This is a genomic window from Dictyobacter kobayashii (assembly GCF_003967555.1).
GTDB lineage: Bacteria > Chloroflexota > Ktedonobacteria > Ktedonobacterales > Ktedonobacteraceae > Dictyobacter > Dictyobacter kobayashii.
The window spans coordinates 3,592,344-3,608,211 of the sequence record NZ_BIFS01000001.1 but is presented as its reverse complement, the minus strand read 5'-3'; the positions used below and the strand labels follow the sequence as shown (position 1 = coordinate 3,608,211).

Below are 15,868 nucleotides of genomic sequence, written 5' to 3'. Positions count from 1 at the left end.
CTTATTCTATAACCGCAATAACGTGGGCATACGCGCCGGTCGCTGTTACCAGAGCCACACTGTTACTCTGGGTGTCCAGGGCGTAAAGCGCATTATCGGCATAGAAGGTGACGGTATGATTATCCAGCCAGCTCCCCATTTCCATATAATGGGCCGTAGAGGTAACCAGGAGCTGTGGTTTCGCCTGGGTCGCTCCCTGCAAATCAACGGTATAGAGGGCGTACTGGCGTGGAAAATGCTTCTCGCTACTGACAGAAAATTCAGCATAAGCCAATTTCTGTGCATCGGGACTGAACTGAGGGGTTGCCACCCAATGGTAAGCAGCGGTATTTTCCTGGTCATCTTGTGCTGGCAAGATCGTTCGTGTCTCGTCAGGCCGTATTTGCGCTCCATCAGTAGACGCGGCAGAGAGGCTATTTGCGTAACTCAATGATGAAATATCGGCGGGTGCGTTTTCCTCTTGCAGCGGAACGTAGCCCAGGAAGGTTGAATAGAGTAAAGTATTGCCCCGTGGAGCCAGGGCCAGCGGACCCTGCTGATCGGCATCACTTAAGAAGGGCTGAGGCTGAGCCGTCCCTCCCTGATTGAGGGTGAGCTTCCAGAGACCATAATATGCACTGCGATGATCGCCACGATCATTGGTAAGTAAAAGCGTATCGGTATCATTATTCAGGAAAGCAAATGCTCGATAGCAAGGACATTGATTGGCTGGCTGTTGATAGACCCGGCTGGTTTGATCCAATTTACCAGCATAGAGCGAGGTAGTGCCGCTCCCATTTTTAGGAGCGCTACTCCAGGCCAATGTACTACCATCCGAGCTGACCACCATCGATGTAATCACCTGATCAGGCGGCAAAGATGCAAGCTGTTTGGCAGAGCCACCAGATAGGCTCATGCCCCAGATGCCATCGCCGCTATAAATCAATTCTTTATCAGGGGTAACTACAGCCGGTACGGCCCGGTTGTAGAGATAGCCAGGAGTTTGAAGAACATGCGGCGCATTATCACCAGTAGTCAGGGAATAAATATGATCGGACTCTTCATAAATAAAGGTACGACCAGCAGGTAACTGAAAGCTAGCCAGGCCATTTCCATTGGGAGCCTGCACAGGTGCCGAAGGAGGAGCCTTAGAGACCGCCGACAGCTGAGGACCATTCGTAGACGGCCAGTCACGCCAGATCTGTCGACCACTAATAGCGAGTATCAAACAAAGGAGGAGAAGAAAAAGAACAACACCGCCTCTTGAGAGAGACGCCGACCGCCACATCTGCTTCTGTTTAGTCTCTGGCTCTTGCGTTGGTGGATTAGTAACATGTGGTTTCAAGATAGTCTCTAGCTCCAAAATACTATACAGGTATACCAGCAAATTGTAAGGGGAATCACTGTCCAGCAGGTAGATGCCGCTGAATAAAGGCCAGCGTGCGTGCAAACACCTCGTCGCGATCGTGATCCTTCATGATAACATGGTATGACCGGTGAAACGTTACCAGATGCTTTTCCTGTGAGCCAATCAGTCGGTAAATTGTCCGCCCATCACGCGCTGGCACAACATGATCATGAATGGCCGTCATAATGAGAATTGGCGCTGTCACATTGGGCAACTCAGCCCGTAACAACGGTAAGTATTGTAACATACTTTCAACTGGTGCCATAGGTGTATGGCGATAAACTCCCCTGGTATACTTACGCCTGGCCTGGCGATCGCGTACATCCTCGCGTATAGTGGGAAGCCAGGGCGTAAAACGCTTAACCAGGCGTACCGCTGCCAGCATACCCGGATACATCGAGATCGGCGCACACATAGTCACCACCCCGGCTATCCGCTCGGAAGCGGCCATATGCAAGCAAAGCGCTCCACCCAGAGAATGTCCAATCAAAAAAACGTGCTCACAACGCTCTTGCAAGGCATGCAAAGAGTCGCGCACCGCCTGCGCCCATTCAGGCCAACCAATCGGCAACATATCTCTCACATCGGTACCATGGCCAGGCAACAAAATCGTCTCAGTGCAAAAACCATGTGCCCCTAGCATCGCCTCTAACTCCTCCATATCACTCTTCCCGCCATTGAGTCCATGTACCAGCAACACACCAACCAGGCCCGAGCACGGAGCCACATCAGTCATATCATCTATCAAGGCAAGCTCTTTCAACAAGGGTGCTGTGCAGAAAATGCTATGCTCGCATAGCATTTTCTGCACAGCACCCTGAAAATATTTCGGGCGCGTCAGCGCACGCATACAAATAAGAATCTTCTACAACTAGGACGAATCTCCCGTAGAGCAGGTTGCAGGAATATTTTTGTGCACACCAATGTAATCAAATATAGATAACTGGCATAATATAACTTGTCAAGAATCTTCTTTTCTAGACTTTAGACCCATCCATATAAGAACAACGGTATGATCTTATGTTCTGTGAATTTTTACCTATGTCAATTGTGCTTTCAGGGTTATGATGATATAGTTGATCAAGATTATTGCGGCGGTCCCACATATCGATGTATGAGGGGAGGCTGTTCGGGGAGAGAAACCTATGAAGTTTTCAACTAAAGCTATTCACGCGGGGCAAGAGCCGGATCCATCCACAGGCGCTATTATGACCCCGATCTTTCAGACGTCAACTTATGCCCAGCATGGTCTGGGTGGACATAAAGGCTATGAGTATTCACGCTCGGGGAATCCTACGCGCACTGCCCTAGAGGACTGTATCGCTGCCCTGGAAAATAGCCAGTATGGCCTGGCATTTGCCTCTGGCCTGGCTGCCGAGCAAGCCATATTAAGCCTGCTCAAAACAGGTGATCATATGGTCTCCTGCGATGACCTGTATGGCGGTACCTACCGTATCTTTGAGCGCATCTTATCGCGCTACCAGATCGAGACCAGTTATGTGACGGCAGCCTCAACTGCAGATTATGAAAAAGCCATTCGTCCCAATACAAAATTGATCTGGTTGGAAACTCCTACCAATCCACTGTTACGCCTGGTAGACATTCGAGCGATCGCTGAGATTGCCCATCGCCATCATATTCTGCTGGTGGTTGACAATACCTTCTCCAGCCCATACTTCCAGCAACCATTGGAACTGGGGGCCGATATCGTGTTACATAGCACAACAAAATATATTAACGGCCATAGCGATGTCGTTGGCGGAGCCGCAGTTTTCAAAGATAAAGAGGTCTATGAGGCCGTCAAATTCTATCAGAATGCGGCCGGTGGTGTACCAGGACCCTTCGATTCCTGGCTGACCTTGCGGGGCATCAAAACATTGGCTGTACGTATGCGCCAGCATGAAGAGAACGCTTTTACGGTAGCCCGCTTCCTCTCTGAGCATCCACGCGTCGAGAAAGTGTACTATCCTGGTCTGGCTTCCCATCCCGACCACGAACTGGCTAAAAGCCAGATGAAGGGCTTCGGCGGTATGGTCTCCTTCCAATTTAAAGGCACACTTGAGGATGTCGACCAGATCGTACGCCGCTTCGAGGTAATTACCTTTGCCGAAAGCCTGGGCGGCATCGAGTCGCTGATCTGCCATCCAGCCAGCATGACTCACGGCTCTATTCCACGGGAAATCCGTGAGGCACGCGGGCTAACCGACACCTTGCTGCGCCTCTCAGTGGGTATCGAGGACGCGGAAGACATCTTACGCGATCTAGAGCAGGCACTACGCTAGAGCACGCGAAGCGATGTTCTTCAACCGATAAAAAATTTGAATGAAAGCATCATGGTGGAATATATTCCGATATGATGCTTTCTTACTGGCCCTAACGGAGTTTAATATAGTCTTATTTATCTACTCTCCTATCTAGCCAACCGAGCTATGGTAGCTTCTGAAGCCGATCAGCATGTGGTTAGGAGAGACGTACCTCTATCGTTTGACATAGTAAAGAGACTTCTGCTATAATCTACGGGCACTCAAGTCCGACAGATATGTCGGCATTTTTATAGTGAGAAAGCCCGCGCGAAGGGGCAGATGTTTCGGGGAGGATTGATTCTACATGCCCAATAATGCAGCTGCAGAAAAGCGTATGCGTCAGGAACAGAGACGCCGCGCATTCAATCGCAGCACCAAATCGATTGTAAAAACACAGGTAACCAAAGCTCGTCAGGCTATCAGCACAACAGACGAAAATTCAGTGGAAGCCGTACGCCTGGCCGTCAGCGAGTTGGATAAAGCCGCCAAAAAAGGTGTCATCCACAAGAACAATGCGGCACGCCGCAAATCGCGCTTGATGAAACAGCTCAATGCCATTAACGCAGAAAAGTAAATGAAAGTGCCCAATGCTCTGCCACCCATCTATACATGTCGAGCACTGGCGCATAGGAGGTTTTAGGGATGGCTGACAAACAAGTCGTAACAAAGCCAGCAGGGCGGGCGTTACTTACCGCTATCGAAAGTGCTCAGTTACGTAAAGATGTACCTGAACTGAAGTCGGGCGATACCGTCCGCCTACAGGTTAAAGTGGTTGAAGGAAACCGCGAACGCTTACAGCCGTTTGAAGGCGTGGTCATGCGCCTGCGCGGTAGCAGCGTTAATCGCAATTTTACTGTACGTCGTATTACCAACGGTGTTGGTGTCGAGCGTACATTCCTGGTCAACTCTCCTCGTATTGAGAAGATTGAAGTACTTCGTCACGCGCGCGTACGCCGTAAACAACTCTACTATCTACGCGGCCTGACCGGCAAAGCTGCTCGCTTGAAAGAGATTCGCCCAATGAGTGCCAAGCAGATTGCAGCCAAAGAAGCCGCCAAGAAAAATGCAGACGCGTAAGAAACCAACCCCTACGCTTGCGGAAGAAATGGCCCTGTATGAACAGGGCTATTCCTTTATCGCCGGACTCGACGAGGCTGGCCGAGGCTGCCTGGCGGGTCCGGTTGTCGCAGGGGCCGTTATCCTACCTCGTTCAGAGAATACGCTGGAACTCTTCGCAGGTGTCAATGATTCCAAACAGCTTTCACCCGCAGCTCGTGAGCGCTTCTATGAGCATATCATGCAACACGCGCTGGCCGTTGGCGTTGGGATCGGTTCAGTGGCAGTAATTGATGAGCGCAATATCCTGCAAGCCACCAAGCACGCCATGGGACTGGCCCTGAAGCAGCTCACTCCAGCCCCGGATGCACTGTTACTGGATGCCATTTATTTACCCAAAGTCGCGCTTCCCCAACGCTCGATTATCAAAGGGGATGCACGCAGTCTCTCCATTGCAGCCGCCTCAATTATCGCCAAAGTCACCCGTGATCGCCTGATGGTCGAACTGCACAAAGAATATCCCCACTATGGCTTTGACCAGCATAAAGGTTATGGTACAGTCGCCCATGTGACCGCGTTACACACCCATGGGGTAACACCACATCATCGCCGCAGCTTCTCACCCGTCAGTGAGATGTTCGGACTCTTCGCCTCCACAAACGATTAAGATCTTCCCTGTGATAGAATTGAATAATAATGATTTCAGGAGAGGATACTACGGCGATGTCGAGACGCGCTTCACACCTCTGTACTCCCGCCCAGCGGGCACTCTACGATGCCGAATACATAAACCTGATTACCTATCGCAAAAACGGTAATCCTGTCGCAACCCCGTCTGGAGCGGCCATCACCTGGGAATACTTTATGTTGAGACCGGGGCTGATTATGGGAAGGTCAAACGTATACGCCACACACCACATGTCACCATCGCTCCCTGTAGCCTGACTGGCACCATCACCGGAGATGCAGTTGAAGGCCAGGCGCGCATCATAACGGATGTGGCAGAGACCTTCGTGGCTAAAGGTGCGCTTCATCGTAAATATAGCTGGAAACGTCAGATCTATTATGGATTGCTGGAGGTCATTCGCCTGCTACGCCGCCAACCCGAAGAGAAAGTGGTCTTTCTAGCCATTGAACCGCACTAAGTCGGTCAGCCAGAGGAGGGGTTCGATAAGTACTCCTCTGGCTGCATGCATGTAAGCCGCTATCAGGCAAAGGTAGTCTGGCCACCACGCGCGATCACGACACGATTAAAGGGCTCGCCAGTTACTCCGTGGCGAGCATGAGCCACTGAATACTGGATAACATAGCCTTTGCGCACCGTAGAACTGGTATTAGGGCCGCTGCGATGAAAGAGCAGAGAATTAAAAACGACCATGCCACCTTTTTGCAATGGCACCGGGACACCAGGATCTGATCCAAAGTAGCATTGTTTGCCAATCTCGGTATCTGTATGCTCGATTACTCCCTGCTTATGACTAGCAGGAATAACCCAGATGCAACCATTCTCCAGCGTTACATCATCCAATGCCAGCCAGCAAGTGATATATTCAGCAGGATCGGTCAGCGTGTAACCAGTATCCTGGTGCCAGGGAAAATCCCGTTTAGCCTCTGGCTTTTTATAGACTGACTGATCCCAGTACAATGAGACATCATCGCGTAACAGGTCAGAAGTGAGCTGGGCAAATCTCTCCTGGGCCACAAACTTCATAATCTCTGGATCTTTAGCCGCCAGGTGGGCCGTAAAAGAAATCTCCTTAGGCCGACTGATACCTTCTTTACCATGCTCCAACAATTGTTGCTCATGGGCTGCCGCGAAATGATCGATACGCGCCCGAAGTGCATCAATCTCGGTAGCAGGAAAAGCGTCAGGCAAAAGAAAGAAACCCTGTTCATCAAATTGTCGTTGCTGCTCTACAGTAATCATAACCACTGCCTCCTTACAAAAATAGCCTGGTTATATAAACCTGATTCATTACAGCCGCGCATGAGCGGCGTTTCCGATTGCTTTTAACAGCATGCTGAAAGTGTACGTAACATCCGGGCTGCCTACAATGGACGCAGATAACTTTCCTTTGCACTTTTTGCACTTTCACGATATTGACCAGGGGGCTGACCATAGCGCTGGCGAAATACACGGCTGAAGTAACCGGCCTCACTCAGACCACATTGCAGAGCAATCGTATTCAAAGATAAAGCCGTTGTTTCCAACAGGCGTTGTGCCTGCTGTAAACGGAGATCACGTAACATCTGCATTGGAGATACGCCATAGATACCTCTAAAAGCGCGATCAAAATAACCAGGATGTAAGTAGACCAGGGCAGCCAGATCATCGCGCGTCAGCTTTTGCTCTAGATGCTGTGACATGTAACGAATTACATCAGTAAAGCGATCGCGCGGTGTGCGCAAGGCAGCAGGGCGTGGCTGGCTGCCCTGCTGCCGCCAACCTTCTAAAACCATGCTACACAGTTGCAAAGCATAGGCAGAAACCTGAATCTGGCGAAAAGGAAGGTTCATGTCGGCCCAGATAGCACGCAGGCATTCAAAGGTAGCGGAAAAAGCAGAGGCCGGGCTGAGTGAGACCACTGGCGACACAGGATAGAGGTAAAAGAGATCGATATGTTGAGCATTCATAGCATCAATTAAGAGCCATTGATGCGTCCCAGGACCAGAAGCCTGTTCAGAAAACGGGAGCTGAGGGGGATGTAGCATGACATCCCGGCCCGAGCCCGCCAGGACTCACCACAGGAGCTGGTCACCACATCTCCATCCATCACATAGCTGATTACCCAGTGCGGATACACAGTATCAACGATATCCAATGAATCATAAGACGCCTTCTCAGTCATATATAATGACAACTGTAGTTGCTCATGGATAGTCTCAGACATCGAGGCTTCCCTCCCCCATACTCATGTATATCCCTATAATGAAAATCCAGCTTATTATACATGGATCCTGGTGGTAGCGGGGATCAATTTTTTTGAGCAGGGGCCAGAAAGCAAAAAAAAGCGAAAAATAATGCTTGCCACATCCACAGAGATGTGTTATAGTAGTCCACGGAGAGATGTCAGAGTGGTCGAATGTGCCGCTCTCGAAAAGCGGTAGGGTTAATAGCCCTCGAGGGTTCGAATCCCTCTCTCTCCGCTGTATACGGAGGAGTCTCATAGTGGTCTAGTGAGCACGACTGGAAATCGTGTAAGGTGCAAGCCTTCGTGGGTTCAAATCCCACCTCCTCCGCCCACATAATCTTAACCTACTTCTATCCCCAATCACTCACAAATACACCTGCATCTGACAACTACACATCACAATTTAACAGCCCTGCATTGAGTTTGCGCATTGCATCCTTCTACATAACTATCAGGTCAGGTAGCTGACGTTTCCTCGCCATAATTGCAAATGAGATCGGAAAACATCATAATCGCTATTGATGGAACTGGTGCGTCACAAGATCAAAGGTCAGTTGGCTGCCACCTCGACTGCGCAACCGTAAGAGATTGCCGTTTACTGCAGTGATAGTCAGAGATGAAGTTCCGCCCGGGGCCAGAAAAAGCCCTGTGGGTGCAAGTCAAAGCCGCCCTGCGCATTAACGGTCTCGGTATAGAGCACAATTCCACCTGAACCGGGTGTGCCATCAGGATTCGTTTGCGCCCCCGTATAGGACAATGTCCAGGCGCTCCCTACTAATCCTTGCCACATGTTACGCACGGTGAAAACGCTCGAAGAGAAAGGTCCCTGACGCATGCTGATAATGCCCGATTGACGATGTGGAGCCGGCTGAACGGCTGGCACCTGGTTCGGGCTACCAACCTTCGAAAGCATATGCGCGCGTCCAGCATCAATTAACTTCTGCATAACCTGCTCTTTGTTTGCCGCCGCCCCCGGCCCACTGTCCATCTGAGCGGCACTTACTATCCCAATAAAACAGATAAATGCAGTGGCACAGATAGCGGCAATGAGCACCCATTGGATACCGCCAGCCAAACGCCTCTGCTGTTCACGGTGTCCACCTGGACCGTACTCTATAGAGGGAACACGTGTGCCTTTTTTCATAATAATGTCTCCTGAACGCTAAACCAACAAAATAAGCGCGCACCACAGCCTATTCCTGGTGAATTTCCAGCGAAAAGGGCATATTCTGTGCAGTAGAAGATTTATAGTTGAGATTGGTCCAGAGATCAGACCAGGCCTGTCGCGGGTCAAGCTTGAGGTGTCCAGATCATATTCATCCATCGGCCCTTGCATTTGAACTGCACCACCCTGAGATTGAGCTGCATAGAGGCTGATCATGGCCCACTGGCGTGCCATGGAGGAATAGTAGATTTCTGGCGCCACAATGGCAGCCGGTGACCCCAGCTAAGATACCATTCATGGTACTGATTCCAGCCATTGTTACAGGAACCATTACCTGTACTATACTGAGGACAACCATCGGCCGAACCATAGTCAAGATAGAGGTAACCGCTGACACTGGCAAAGCCCTGGGCCCAGGCTATAGTCGAGGAAGCACTGCCGAAGCCCGGCTCCATATCGTTGGCGCCCATCATGACCACCTGGGAATCGTATCCCTTCGAATGGTTATAGGATTGCACCGCTGCCACCATATTTACCCAGGTCTTTCCCCCGGCAGAACTGACATCGTAGTATGAATTATTCGTCCGATACCAAGTTTGAGAACAGAGCTTGTATCGCCTGACCCGGTACAATGCCAGTAGCCGTGGGCAAACTCTTCGGCCACCGCCTCAATCTGTGCATTGCTAATAGTGACGCCATTAATCATTAGCGCACCGCTGCCATTACTCAATTGGCCGCCAAAATCTAACACCACTTCGCTGTTAATGACAGGGGAATGGCTGGCGTCAGCGCGCCCCATGTTGCAGCCCCAATTGTAAGACATAGCGGTGCTGGTTGAGTTCATGTAGAAACTCCAGTCGGTTGGCGGCTGTGCCTGCATAGCAAATGTCATTGGCGTCCCAGAGGCCACAGTCACCGTAGCGCATACGCAACACAGTAGTGCCAGGCCTCTCATGCAAGGAACAAAGCACTCTTACTAAGAGTATTTACCCAGGCTGCAACATGCCTATAACACTTACTATTCCCAATAAAAACAGATAAATGCAAGTGGCACAGATAGCGGCAATGAGCACCCATTGGATACCGCCAGCCAAAACGCCTCTGCTGTTCACGGTGTCCACCTGGACCGTACTCTATAGAGGGAACACGTGTGCCTTTTTTTCATAATAATGTCTCCTGAACGCTAAACCAACAAAATAAGCGCGCACCACAGCCTATTCCTGGTGAATTTCCAGCGAAAAGGGCATATTCTGTGCAGTAGAAGATTTATAGTTGAGATTGGTCCAGAGATCAGACCAGGCCTGTCGCGGGGTCAAGCTTGAGGTGTCCAGATCATATTCATCCATCGGCCCTTGCATTTGAACTGCACCACCCTGAGATTGAGCTGCATAGAGGCTGATCATGGCCCACTGGCGTGCCATGGAGGAATAGTAGATTTCTGGCGCCACAATGGCAGCCGGTGACCCCCAGCTAAGATACCATTCATGGTACTGATTCCAGCCATTGTTACAGGAACCATTACCTGTACTATACTGAGGACAACCATCGGCCGAACCATAGTCAAGATAGAGGTAACCGCTGACACTGGCAAAGCCCTGGGCCCAGGCTATAGTCGAGGAAGCACTGCCGAAGCCCGGCTCCATATCGTTGGCGCCCATCATGACCACCTGGGAATCGTATCCCTTCGAATGGTTATAGGATTGCACCGCTGCCACCATATTTACCCAGGTCTTTCCCCCGGCAGAACTGACATCGTAGTATGAATTATTCGTCCCGATACCAAGTTTGAGAACAGAGCTTGTATCGCCTGACCCGGTACAATGCCAGTAGCCGTGGGCAAACTCTTCGGCCACCGCCTCAATCTGTGCATTGCTAATAGTGACGCCATTAATCATTAGCGCACCGCTGCCATTACTCAATTGGCCGCCAAAATCTAACACCACTTCGCTGTTAATGACAGGGGAATGGCTGGCGTCAGCGCGCCCCATGTTGCAGCCCCAATTGTAAGACATAGCGGTGCTGGTTGAGTTCATGTAGAAACTCCAGTCGGTTGGCGGCTGTGCCTGCATAGCAAATGTCATTGGCGTCCCAGAGGCCACAGTCACCGTAGCGCATACGCAACACAGTAGTGCCAGGCCTCTCATGCAAGGAACAAAGGCACTCTTACTAAAGAGTATGTACCCAGGCTGCAACATGCCTATAACCCATGTACCAGGTGCTTGCCAAACAAAACGCAATGGACGTTGCGACATACATGCTCCTTTTCTGTAAGCATGAGCGACGAGGATGGCAAGACATCCCTGCTCAGAGCGCAAAAAAACTTACTCGATTGCTTATCCTTGCCGCCAGGATACAAAAATAGCACTACTCGGGGTAGGAGTAGTAGTGATAGTTGGCGTTGGAAGCGGTGAGAGCGGAATACTGGTAGCGGTTGCCAGCGGCGAGGGCAACGGGATCGTTGGCGCTGCGGTTGGCGCGGGTACCACCGGAGCGATCGTCGGCGTAGCTTCAAGCGTTGGCAGGGGCACAACCGTAGGAACAACAACTGGCGCAGTAGGTATAGTAGGAACAAGGGTTGGCACCGGCGTAGGATGGGTTTGTACCGGTTTAGGTTTAATGGTAATGTGAATATGGTGGATGCCGGGATAAAAATGAATGAAAGGAGGTGGTGGAGCCGGCAGCGGTGGTGGCAACAACCGTGGCGGGGCAGGAATAAATTGGTCTGGAGCCTGGATGATTACCGTAGGCGTGGGCTGTATTGGCAACGCGGTTGGCGTCAAGGGGGGCACTTCTGGAGGTGTCACATCCGACCAGGGATGTGGCTGCGTCAAATTGACATCGCTCTTGCTTTGATCTACCCCAGAAGGTATCGTCATACCTGGAATGATCTCTGTTGAACGTGAAAACGCTGGCAAACCGATAAAACCCAACAAACAAAGGATACCAATACTTATTCCCACCGCTGTCGCGGTCATCTTCCTGATGCGGCCTCGAGATATTATATTCCATAAAGCCATTAGAGTATCTATAAACATAAAAGCTTCCTCCTCTTTTTTACACTTCCACTACATATTCAGGGCTTTTTCATGTCTCCCTTTGGCGCCTGCGGCGCCGGGTTGGGAGTGTATGGTGGGCGGCCGCGGCCACCCACCATACACTCCACACTTGAAATACTGTACATCTTACAGCATGACAGGCAACTCCCTGGTCACTTTGCTTCCAGTCGGGGGTGGTACGAACAACGATTGGGTCTGGGCACGTTTCTGATACTGATGAGTGGCCGGCAAGATCTTATCCTGGAAATGCTTCCAGATATGCTCCAGGTACATCGCACACTCGAGTGGACGAGGCATAACAAAAAATTGCTGCCGATGCCAATATGCCGTCGAGATCATAACCGCGCCTGGCACAGGAGAATACTGGAGCATATGCTCATAGCTCAGTGTAATATGGCGTTGACGGCCTAAGTAGATCAGGCGAAGATTGGTCAAAACAAGCCTGCCCTGGTCTTTAACCTTTAATTTAGCGCGCTTACCCTCTCCAGGTGCCTCATCGCATAGCCTGGCCTCAATACTATAGTGGGCACATTCTCCATCCAGAAGTACAGCAGGCACAGAGATCTGTGGCAACGGTCCAGCACGTAGACGTTCAGCCAGGTCCTCAATATCGAAACCATACAGCCGCGCCTCACGCTCCCGTTGCAGGCGCTGTAAGCGCTGCTTATGCTGTAGGTGTCGCTCATCAGTCCACGGCCATGACGTGACTGCATCCAGAGTCACTGCAAGCTCGGGAGAGGTACTGTCAGCGGGTGAAACTGTCTCGTCTTCTCCATCGACAATGGCATCAAAAGGGCCGACCGCTATCGTGGGCTGATCATGGGAGTCATACTCCCAGAAACGCTCCCGACCGGCCTCTGACAACACCAACGGACGAGGTGTACGCTCAACGAGCATAGCAGGAGCAGGTAACTCAGGAATAGATTGAATCTCTTCAACGGAGTAACGTAGATGTACCGCGCTCCACGTATGCAGGTAAGCAATAACTTTTAAGGCCAGCGATATGTCGGCAATGCCACGGATTACCACCCGGCCCGAGGTAAACTGCAATTCCAGGCGCATCGAAGGGACTCCCAGAATGCGTCGATAGACAGGCTTAAAATTAATCAAGTCGTGTAATGTGTACGAAGTCCCTTCTATATCCACATGATCGGGATAGAGCTGTAGTGTCTGTCCCCACCCATAGACACATTCCACAATCGGCTCAGTAAACATCGCTCATCTCTTCTCCCCAACAACCCAACAACTATCCATATCCGTTCATATCTAGAAAACGATATGCCAACAAGAGAGTAACGAACATTGATGCATCCGTGGGTTCCCATACATCTTTATAATTTATTTTTCATTATGAAAGAAGAAAAAGCGCGCGAACCTCGAATGCAATGTATAGCTTATTTTCCTTTACGGAAAAAGAATAAACGCAGAAGTCTGGAGCGCAAAGAAGGCCACGAACGCGCCAATGAAATGGCTTCGTGCTCGCCTGGCGCATGATATGGCGCCCCCCAACGTTCACGAACAAAAAGCTCGGTCAACTCCCAGAGCGATGCCTCTTTTTGTGGTAGATGGCGGCTCAACATCTCAGTATATTCGTATGGGGTCTGCCATGACTTTGGTCCCAGACCAACCCAGCTAGCCAGCCAGCAAGCACGCCAGAACAAACCAGAGACAGCAGGGCGGGTAGCATCCAATAAGCGCCTCCGCCTGACAATCACAGCGGCAATAAAGAAGATAAAGGCACAGAACAGTAAACCTAATGCCAACCATAACATCCATGGTGAGCCAGCATCATTATTGCGCACAGCTTGACCATGAGCCTGCTTGGGCTGCTGCTTAGAATGTACAGGCGTTGGTACCACTTTAAGGGTTGGCGTGGGCTTGAGCGCCGGCTGAGTCGCCACCGGGGTAGGTGCATGTGTGGTCGCAACCTGGGATTGCGGCGAGAAACCTGGTGTCGGATCAAAGTCTAACCAGCCGTAGCCAGGAAAATAAGCCTGCACCCAGCTATGGGCATCACTACCAGCTACCGACCAGACCTGGCGTGTAACATCATACTTACCGGAACTGAATCCTGTCACCAGGCGCGTCGGAATATGCAACAGGCGACCCATGACTGCCATGGCACTGGCATAATAAGTACAATAGCCTGTATGCGTTTCCAGCAGCCAATCTACCACATCTTTATTGGGTGGGATAGGTGCATTATCAATTGAATATTTAAATTTACGGGAATCGTTAAGGTGAGCTTCAATCTGCTTCAATGCCTCATAGGCATTGGTCGCGCCAGCGGTCCATTGGGCCGCCGTCTGATGAACCTGTGGAGAGAGATCCTGTGGCGTTCCCAGATAGGAAACGCTCAGCCAGTAATAATAGGGATCTGAACGCCAGTACTCAGTGTTATCATCGGGCAGAGGAACATCAGTCAGAGTCCCTTGATGAGTCAGAGAAGAAACAACACTATAGCTCGCATTCTGCGTTAACGGCTGTAATTGTGTCCAGGCACTGGTCGTGCTCCCACCTCTTCCACCGCTGGTATAAATCTGGGTAGGGACACTGAAAAAGATAGGCTGAGCAGGTGCAAACAGATAATTCTTAGAGCCACCAATAGCCTGCGTCATATTAACAGTAGTTGTTATAATATTATTAGAGGCATACCCATTATCCAATGGTAACCTTGCGTTGGCCGTGAATTCCTCTTGTCCAACGCCTCCAGGAGAAGTTGTCCAGGTATTATTGCTGAACTGATTAAAGGTAGAGCTTTCCAAATAATGCGATTTTTTATCAGAGGCAGTATAAGAGAGAACCTCGCCATCGGGTAGATGGATACTATTAGAGATCGTCAATTGACTACCGAAATAGTTCGTAGTATCAGGTGTGCCAGAGGTCAACGAACGCATAGTATCCCAGGAAAAATTGCCATTCAAAGCCGCATTCCAGGCCACATTGATCCGATCCCAGAGCTGCTTACCATTCGCAGGTTGCGCCTCTACAGGCAACAACCAACCCAGAGGTAAGGTCAACAATAAGATGACACAGGCGGCTTGCATACAACGCCAGGTCATTTTCCGCAACCACACACGATCGGTATATAAGCCTTCACTGGTCCATTGCATCAACCGAGCCGCCAATTGGACACGCGCAATCAGCAGAATCAACGGGGCTAACATCACTATCAACAAATAGTTGTAGTCGCTCTTAACATAATTTAAATTAACCAGCATAATAGAGCAGTAGACTAACGCCACCAGCCAGGGCAAGCGAGCACGATAGATCAGCCAGCTCCCAAAATAGCCCAAGAAAAAGCAGAGGAAGGCCAGATAAAAGAAGAAGACGATCTCACTGACCATGATCGATTCAGAGGACATATGGCCGCTAAAAGCTGCCTGTAAGCCCTCAAGGACCACGCTGACAGGTACATGAAAAGCATAGGCGCTGGTAACCCACACGGCCAGCACATGCCCTAGCAGACAGGCCAGCACATGCAACAAGGCCTGTGGTACATATGGAAGTTTAGCAACCACTAAACCAACGAATAGACCAATGACAGGGCAGATATAGAGAAAGTAGCTAAAAGGTACCCATTCGGCGTTGACAATTACCACCACTACACTATAGAGGGCGATAGCGAGCAGGAGAAAGGCCAGCCAGCCTTCCTGAGGAATAAAAAAGCGTGCCATAGATTGCCAGGGAGAGGTAGCTGCGTTCGCCCTAAGAGGCGGGGTCGAAGGTGGTGTTGGTGGACGAGATGGATATTGCTTATGGAACTCTCGTTGTCTGGACTCATCTTCAGTTGGGATTCGCTGGCTATCAATAAGGCTCGAACGCATCAAATACTCCTCTATACGACAACAACCCTCACGCACACTGCTACCACTAAATTATGAGTATACATTGAACAGCCAATAAAAGCAGTAACTTCCTTACTATCTAGGACCAAATATTCATATCAATCCACAAATGTAACTCTTTGGTCACCAGGACCAACACAT

The 15,868-nt window shown here is 50.4% G+C and carries 18 protein-coding genes and 2 tRNA genes; 8 read left to right on the top strand and 12 right to left on the bottom strand.

Features of this window, described 5'->3' with window-relative positions; all coding sequences use genetic code 11:
• Position 1: 1 nt before the first annotated feature.
• Both EL645_RS15890 and EL645_RS15885 read right to left on the bottom strand, forming a co-directional pair.
• Positions 2 to 1,429, bottom strand: a complete 1,428-nt coding sequence (locus tag EL645_RS15890) for a hypothetical protein (protein ID WP_126551427.1) — start codon at positions 1,427 to 1,429, stop codon at positions 2 to 4.
• A complete protein-coding gene (locus EL645_RS15885) occupies positions 1,380 to 2,135 on the bottom strand; it encodes an alpha/beta hydrolase (protein WP_161977395.1) in 756 nt (251 codons plus the stop codon). Before EL645_RS15885 ends, EL645_RS15890 begins: the two co-directional genes overlap by 50 nt.
• A 397-nt stretch (positions 2,136 to 2,532) precedes the next feature.
• On the opposite strand from EL645_RS15885, the gene EL645_RS15880 reads away from it, so the two are divergent.
• From EL645_RS15880 to EL645_RS38900, 6 genes are all read left to right on the top strand, one after another.
• Complete coding sequence (locus EL645_RS15880) at positions 2,533 to 3,669, top strand: cystathionine gamma-synthase (RefSeq protein ID WP_126551425.1); 1,137 nt, start codon at positions 2,533 to 2,535, stop codon at positions 3,667 to 3,669.
• Positions 3,670 to 3,994: 325 nt separating this feature from the next.
• Positions 3,995 to 4,264: a 30S ribosomal protein S20 gene (gene rpsT, locus EL645_RS15875; protein WP_126551424.1), complete on the top strand. Its 270-nt coding sequence runs from the start codon at positions 3,995 to 3,997 to the stop codon at positions 4,262 to 4,264.
• A 68-nt stretch (positions 4,265 to 4,332) separates the two neighbouring features.
• Positions 4,333 to 4,767 (top strand): 50S ribosomal protein L19, encoded by a 435-nt coding sequence (gene rplS / locus EL645_RS15870; RefSeq protein WP_126551423.1) that lies wholly within the window; start codon positions 4,333 to 4,335, stop codon positions 4,765 to 4,767.
• Positions 4,754 to 5,413, top strand: a complete 660-nt coding sequence (gene rnhB / locus EL645_RS15865; protein WP_126551422.1) for a ribonuclease HII — start codon at positions 4,754 to 4,756, stop codon at positions 5,411 to 5,413. The genes rplS and rnhB overlap by 14 nt, the downstream gene beginning before the upstream one ends.
• Positions 5,414 to 5,469: 56 nt before the next feature.
• Entirely contained in the window at positions 5,470 to 5,691 is a 222-nt protein-coding gene (locus EL645_RS15860; RefSeq protein ID WP_126551421.1) for a hypothetical protein, read from the top strand.
• Between the two features lie 53 nt (positions 5,692 to 5,744).
• The gene (locus EL645_RS38900) at positions 5,745 to 5,891 is read left to right on the top strand and encodes a hydrogenase formation protein HypD (RefSeq protein ID WP_136625224.1); all 147 of its coding nucleotides are present in this window, start codon (positions 5,745 to 5,747) and stop codon (positions 5,889 to 5,891) included.
• A gap of 62 nt (positions 5,892 to 5,953) precedes the next feature.
• Here the strand turns inward: EL645_RS38900 and EL645_RS15855 are convergent, their stop codons facing one another.
• The 3 genes from EL645_RS15855 to EL645_RS15845 all read right to left on the bottom strand — a co-directional run bounded on the left by EL645_RS15855 (position 5,954) and on the right by EL645_RS15845 (position 7,637).
• Complete coding sequence (locus EL645_RS15855; protein WP_126551420.1) at positions 5,954 to 6,673, bottom strand: phytanoyl-CoA dioxygenase family protein; 720 nt, start codon at positions 6,671 to 6,673, stop codon at positions 5,954 to 5,956.
• A 122-nt stretch (positions 6,674 to 6,795) separates the two neighbouring features.
• Positions 6,796 to 7,380: a helix-turn-helix domain-containing protein gene (locus tag EL645_RS15850; RefSeq protein ID WP_161977394.1), complete on the bottom strand. Its 585-nt coding sequence runs from the start codon at positions 7,378 to 7,380 to the stop codon at positions 6,796 to 6,798.
• An 8-nt stretch (positions 7,381 to 7,388) separates the two neighbouring features.
• Complete coding sequence (locus EL645_RS15845; RefSeq protein ID WP_126551418.1) at positions 7,389 to 7,637, bottom strand: hypothetical protein; 249 nt, start codon at positions 7,635 to 7,637, stop codon at positions 7,389 to 7,391.
• A gap of 170 nt (positions 7,638 to 7,807) precedes the next feature.
• Here EL645_RS15845 and EL645_RS15840 point away from each other — a divergent pair.
• Both EL645_RS15840 and EL645_RS15835 read left to right on the top strand, forming a co-directional pair.
• Positions 7,808 to 7,893 (top strand) — tRNA-Ser (locus EL645_RS15840).
• Positions 7,894 to 7,901: 8 nt separating this feature from the next.
• A tRNA-Ser gene (locus EL645_RS15835) sits at positions 7,902 to 7,986 on the top strand.
• A 282-nt stretch (positions 7,987 to 8,268) separates the two neighbouring features.
• Here the strand turns inward: EL645_RS15835 and EL645_RS15830 are convergent.
• From EL645_RS15830 to EL645_RS15800, 7 genes are all read right to left on the bottom strand, one after another.
• Positions 8,269 to 8,802 (bottom strand): hypothetical protein, encoded by a 534-nt coding sequence (locus tag EL645_RS15830; protein ID WP_126551417.1) that lies wholly within the window; start codon positions 8,800 to 8,802, stop codon positions 8,269 to 8,271.
• Positions 8,803 to 9,035: 233 nt separating this feature from the next.
• Positions 9,036 to 9,353 (bottom strand): hypothetical protein, encoded by a 318-nt coding sequence (locus EL645_RS15825; protein WP_126551416.1) that lies wholly within the window; start codon positions 9,351 to 9,353, stop codon positions 9,036 to 9,038.
• A gap of 2 nt (positions 9,354 to 9,355) precedes the next feature.
• Complete coding sequence (locus EL645_RS15820) at positions 9,356 to 9,715, bottom strand: hypothetical protein (protein WP_161977393.1); 360 nt, start codon at positions 9,713 to 9,715, stop codon at positions 9,356 to 9,358.
• A 322-nt stretch (positions 9,716 to 10,037) separates the two neighbouring features.
• Entirely contained in the window at positions 10,038 to 11,075 is a 1,038-nt protein-coding gene (locus tag EL645_RS15815; RefSeq protein ID WP_136625223.1) for a hypothetical protein, read from the bottom strand.
• 81 nt (positions 11,076 to 11,156) lie between these two features.
• Positions 11,157 to 11,858 carry a hypothetical protein gene (locus EL645_RS15810; RefSeq protein WP_136625222.1) on the bottom strand — a complete coding sequence of 234 codons (702 nt, stop codon included), beginning with the start codon at positions 11,856 to 11,858 and terminating at the stop codon, positions 11,157 to 11,159.
• A 147-nt stretch (positions 11,859 to 12,005) separates the two neighbouring features.
• Positions 12,006 to 13,094 carry a hypothetical protein gene (locus tag EL645_RS15805; RefSeq protein ID WP_126551412.1) on the bottom strand — a complete coding sequence of 363 codons (1,089 nt, stop codon included), beginning with the start codon at positions 13,092 to 13,094 and terminating at the stop codon, positions 12,006 to 12,008.
• Between the two features lie 179 nt (positions 13,095 to 13,273).
• Entirely contained in the window at positions 13,274 to 15,706 is a 2,433-nt protein-coding gene (locus EL645_RS15800) for a DUF4129 domain-containing transglutaminase family protein (protein WP_126551411.1), read from the bottom strand.
• Positions 15,707 to 15,868: the final 162 nt, after the last annotated feature.

Excerpts from the sequence above, each read along its gene's own strand:
- EL645_RS15880 (WP_126551425.1), top strand. The coding sequence starts at position 2,533 with ATGAAGTTTTCAACTAAAGCTATTCACGCGGGGCAAGAGCCGGATCCA.
- rpsT (WP_126551424.1), top strand. The coding sequence starts at position 3,995 with ATGCCCAATAATGCAGCTGCAGAAAAGCGTATGCGTCAGGAACAGAGA.
- rplS (WP_126551423.1), top strand. The coding sequence starts at position 4,333 with ATGGCTGACAAACAAGTCGTAACAAAGCCAGCAGGGCGGGCGTTACTT.
- rnhB (WP_126551422.1), top strand. The coding sequence starts at position 4,754 with ATGCAGACGCGTAAGAAACCAACCCCTACGCTTGCGGAAGAAATGGCC.
- EL645_RS15860 (WP_126551421.1), top strand. The coding sequence starts at position 5,470 with ATGTCGAGACGCGCTTCACACCTCTGTACTCCCGCCCAGCGGGCACTC.
- EL645_RS15855 (WP_126551420.1), bottom strand. The coding sequence starts at position 6,673 with ATGATTACTGTAGAGCAGCAACGACAATTTGATGAACAGGGTTTCTTT.
- EL645_RS15850 (WP_161977394.1), bottom strand. The coding sequence starts at position 7,380 with ATGAATGCTCAACATATCGATCTCTTTTACCTCTATCCTGTGTCGCCA.
- EL645_RS15845 (WP_126551418.1), bottom strand. The coding sequence starts at position 7,637 with ATGTCTGAGACTATCCATGAGCAACTACAGTTGTCATTATATATGACT.
- EL645_RS15830 (WP_126551417.1), bottom strand. The coding sequence starts at position 8,802 with ATGAAAAAAGGCACACGTGTTCCCTCTATAGAGTACGGTCCAGGTGGA.
- EL645_RS15825 (WP_126551416.1), bottom strand. The coding sequence starts at position 9,353 with ATGGTGGCAGCGGTGCAATCCTATAACCATTCGAAGGGATACGATTCC.
- EL645_RS15820 (WP_161977393.1), bottom strand. The coding sequence starts at position 9,715 with ATGACATTTGCTATGCAGGCACAGCCGCCAACCGACTGGAGTTTCTAC.
- EL645_RS15815 (WP_136625223.1), bottom strand. The coding sequence starts at position 11,075 with ATGTCGCAACGTCCATTGCGTTTTGTTTGGCAAGCACCTGGTACATGG.
- EL645_RS15810 (WP_136625222.1), bottom strand. The coding sequence starts at position 11,858 with ATGTTTATAGATACTCTAATGGCTTTATGGAATATAATATCTCGAGGC.
- EL645_RS15805 (WP_126551412.1), bottom strand. The coding sequence starts at position 13,094 with ATGTTTACTGAGCCGATTGTGGAATGTGTCTATGGGTGGGGACAGACA.
- EL645_RS15800 (WP_126551411.1), bottom strand. The coding sequence starts at position 15,706 with ATGCGTTCGAGCCTTATTGATAGCCAGCGAATCCCAACTGAAGATGAG.